Genomic DNA, 3,295 nt, shown 5'->3' on the forward strand with positions numbered 1-3,295 from the left:
CGTGATGGTCGTGAAAAAAAGAGCCAAGGCATTCTGAGTATTATCCAGTCGATTAGTGTGATTAAATCCTTTAACCGAGAGTCTATTGAGTCCACCAAACAACTGAAACTGCAAAAAGCACTGACCGAAAACCAGATGCAAACACGGCAGCTCAGTTTTTTATTTGATGGCTTAAAGACCTTTATTGAACAAATAGGGATTGTGCTGATTATCATCCTCACGGCGTACTTTGTACTCGATGGACAGATGAGCATCGGCATGATCATGTTTCATATTTTATTGTTCAATAATGTCTCCGCACCCATTCGTTCATTGCACCGTATTTATGATGAAGTGAATGATGCGATGATTTACGCGGAAAGCTTTTTTAAAATTTTAGAAGCAGATGATGAAATCGAGCAAAGTGGTACGCTCAAACCCACAATTCAAGGTAAGTTCACATTAAAGCATGTCGATTTTTTCTATCCCAATGGTCATCATGCATTAAAGCAAATCGACATGGAAATTCGACCGAATAAAATCACAGCGTTGGTCGGTTTATCGTGCGCAGGCAAATCCACTTTAATTAGCTTATTGGATAAGTTTTATCAGCCTGATGCAGGAAAAATTGAGCTCGATGGGATTGATCTACAAGACATAGACACCACTTATTTACGTGATCACATTGGTCTCGTCTTACAAAAAAATCACATTTTCCAAGGCAGTATTTTAGACAATATTCGTTATGGAAAAATCAATGCCACAGATGATGAAGTCTACGCTGCCGCAGAAAAAGCGTCCATTCACAAGCAAATTCTTCAATTGCCCGAAGCCTATCAATCCGATGCCCTGATGCTCTCAGGCGGGCAACAACAACGCATTGCGCTGGCACGCATGTTCCTCAAAAACCCACCGATTATTTTTCTTGATGAGCCAACCGCCAGCCTTGATGCGATTGCTAGCGAGCAGATTAAACATAGCCTCGATCAGATCAAACAAGGGCGAACGGTGATTATTATTTCACACAGTTTGTCGCAAATTATTGATGCCGATTATACCTATGTGATGAAAGAAGGCTGTATTGCAGAACATGGGGAACATGAAGCACTGTACCGTCAGGAAGGCGTTTATAAAGAAATTTTTGATGCGATGGCCAAGAGCCTAAATATTGAAAAAATTGCCAAAACTTTTGAAGATGATACTGAGGAAGAAACGCATAGTTGACTTCTCTTCAATATAAAAAAAGCTCCCTCAGGAGCTTTTTGACATCTAAAAATCAAGGCTGTTTTAAGTACGGCCAAGCTGCCTTGAGGTAAATAAACATCGACCACAAAGTCAAAATCACTGCGGTATACAACAATGCATAAGCCAACATTTCAAGCGGTTGCCAATTCAGTAAGAACACCGTAATTGCAATCATTTGAAAAGCGGTTTTATATTTTCCAACCGTAGATACAGCTACATTGGTACGTGCACCCAGCTCAGCCATCCACTCGCGTAAGGCAGATACCGTTATTTCGCGAGAAATAATCACAATCGCTGCAAATGCCATCGAAATTTCAGGTTTCCACTGCACCAATACAATCAGTGCAGCTGCCACCATCAGCTTATCCGCCACAGGGTCTAAGAAACGTCCAAATGCAGAAGTCTGATTTAAAGTCCGCGCCAAATAACCATCAAACCAATCTGTCACCGCAGCAACAACAAAAATAGACGTCAATAAAATATGACGAGACATATTGCCTGCGTGTTCAGCAATACCCATTACCGGAGGCCAATAAGCCACCAATAAGAAGACCGGAATTAGGGCAATACGCGCCAAGGTCAAGATGTTTGGAATATTCAGGATTCGACCTGCTGTCATAGACACCGCCAATTTTTCCCCTTCATGCGCGATGAAACCATCGATCTATTTTCGCATGCGACTCATCGTAATTAGGCCTCACTTTATACGAATTGAGGTACAGTGTCACTAGGCAAACACGGTTACTGTTTGCCGTGAGATGGCGATTAAACGGTTTTCTGCATCCCATAAATAAGCAGACTCCGTCGAATAGCCGTCTGCTGCATATTGCGTTTCAATTTGAAATTTCATCCAATCATGTAACTGATTTTTCAGCGGATGCACATAGGTCAAATGCCATGTCAACGAACTTGCAGGTGCCATCGTTTTAAACATGGGCAAGACACCCGGTGGCCAAATATCCATCGACACCATCAGGTCTGCCACAGTCATGTCACGATTTTCATGCAAATTAGGGTTAAAACGATACCAGCCTGAAAAGTCAGGTTCTGGACTGGCTGTACACGGATACTGCCCTGTCACCCACACCATATCCAGTTGCTTAAAGCACTCGGGTGCAAGTGGATGATGCGGTGCGGTTGTCAGACCTTCAACCGATGGAAACGTTGGCGCTACAGGTTCTTGATGCACATGAATACTCGATTCACGCTGTGTTCCGAAACTTGCCACTAAAATACTTTGAACCGCATCATCCTGCCATAAGCGTACCTCCAAAGTGGTCACTGACTTGCCTTGACGTAGAATCTCGCTGGTTAAACGAACTTTGGCCTGCTGTACTGGCCCAACAAAAGTTACGCTACAACTGAGTAAATGTTTCGTATCATCGGCAACAGTCAACAATGCTTTTTGCATCATTAAGCCTGCAACCAATCCCCCATAAATGGTGCGTCCTTGCAACCAACCTGTGGGTATATCTATCCATTCTTGTTCTGCTAAAGCTTGATAACTGTGTTGAAGTGACATAGAGCATCCTTGTTTTAAATTCCCTCCATATCTTTACAACACAATTCAACTGATGTGAATGATCAGTGACCCATGCGTCAATGAGCACTTTTGCCAACCCAGTGACTGCTGTTCTATTCATGTAAAACTTTATAAATAGTGCGGGCCATTACTTCGCCCAAACCAGGCACCAAAGTTAAATCTTTTTCCGAGGCTTTCAACACCCCTTGGATTCCACCAAAGTGAGTCAATAAATCACGGCGCCGTTTCGGCCCCAAACCCGGGATCACTTCCAAAATGGATGAACCACGCTTTTTATCACGTTTAGCCCGGTGTTTAGTAATCGCAAAGCGATGCGCCTCATCACGCACCTGTTGTATCAAATGCAATGCTTTATGGTCTTCAGGCAACTGAATTTTTGTTCCATCAGTAAAGTGTAGGGTTTCAAGGCCCGGTTTACGTCCCTCGCCTTTTGACACCCCGACCATAAAGGCCTCTAAACCCAACTCTTGCATGACGTCCATCGCCATATGCAACTGTCCTTTACCACCATCAATCAAGAGTAAATCA

Annotated in this window: 4 protein-coding genes; 1 reads left to right on the plus strand and 3 read right to left on the minus strand. The window is 43.2% G+C overall.

The genetic code is table 11. The features are described 5' to 3' along the window. Positions 1–1,203, plus strand: a 1,203-nt coding sequence (locus tag B4F08_RS02260) for an ABC transporter ATP-binding protein (protein WP_291372873.1), incomplete at its 5' end; no start/stop codon positions are given. A gap of 52 nt (positions 1,204–1,255) precedes the next feature. Here the strand turns inward: B4F08_RS02260 and pgsA are convergent. The 3 genes from pgsA to B4F08_RS02275 form a co-directional block, all read right to left on the minus strand. Then, entirely contained in the window at positions 1,256–1,843 is a 588-nt protein-coding gene (pgsA, locus tag B4F08_RS02265; protein WP_086209710.1) for a CDP-diacylglycerol--glycerol-3-phosphate 3-phosphatidyltransferase, read from the minus strand. Positions 1,844–1,951: 108 nt separating this feature from the next. Further along, positions 1,952–2,746: a thioesterase family protein gene (locus B4F08_RS02270; RefSeq protein ID WP_291372875.1), complete on the minus strand. Its 795-nt coding sequence runs from the start codon at positions 2,744–2,746 to the stop codon at positions 1,952–1,954. Positions 2,747–2,859: 113 nt separating this feature from the next. After that, positions 2,860–3,295 (minus strand): helix-hairpin-helix domain-containing protein (locus B4F08_RS02275; RefSeq protein WP_291372877.1); only part of this gene is annotated, 436 nt, incomplete at its 5' end.

This window comes from Acinetobacter sp. UBA6720, assembly GCF_002454215.1.
In the GTDB taxonomy this organism is placed as follows: Bacteria; Pseudomonadota; Gammaproteobacteria; order Pseudomonadales; family Moraxellaceae; genus Acinetobacter.

What these genes read in the sequence shown, in the direction of transcription:
- B4F08_RS02270 (WP_291372875.1), bottom strand. Translation starts at nt 2,746, where the DNA reads ATGTCACTTCAACACAGTTATCAAGCTTTAGCAGAACAAGAATGGATA.
- pgsA (WP_086209710.1), bottom strand. Translation starts at nt 1,843, where the DNA reads ATGACAGCAGGTCGAATCCTGAATATTCCAAACATCTTGACCTTGGCG.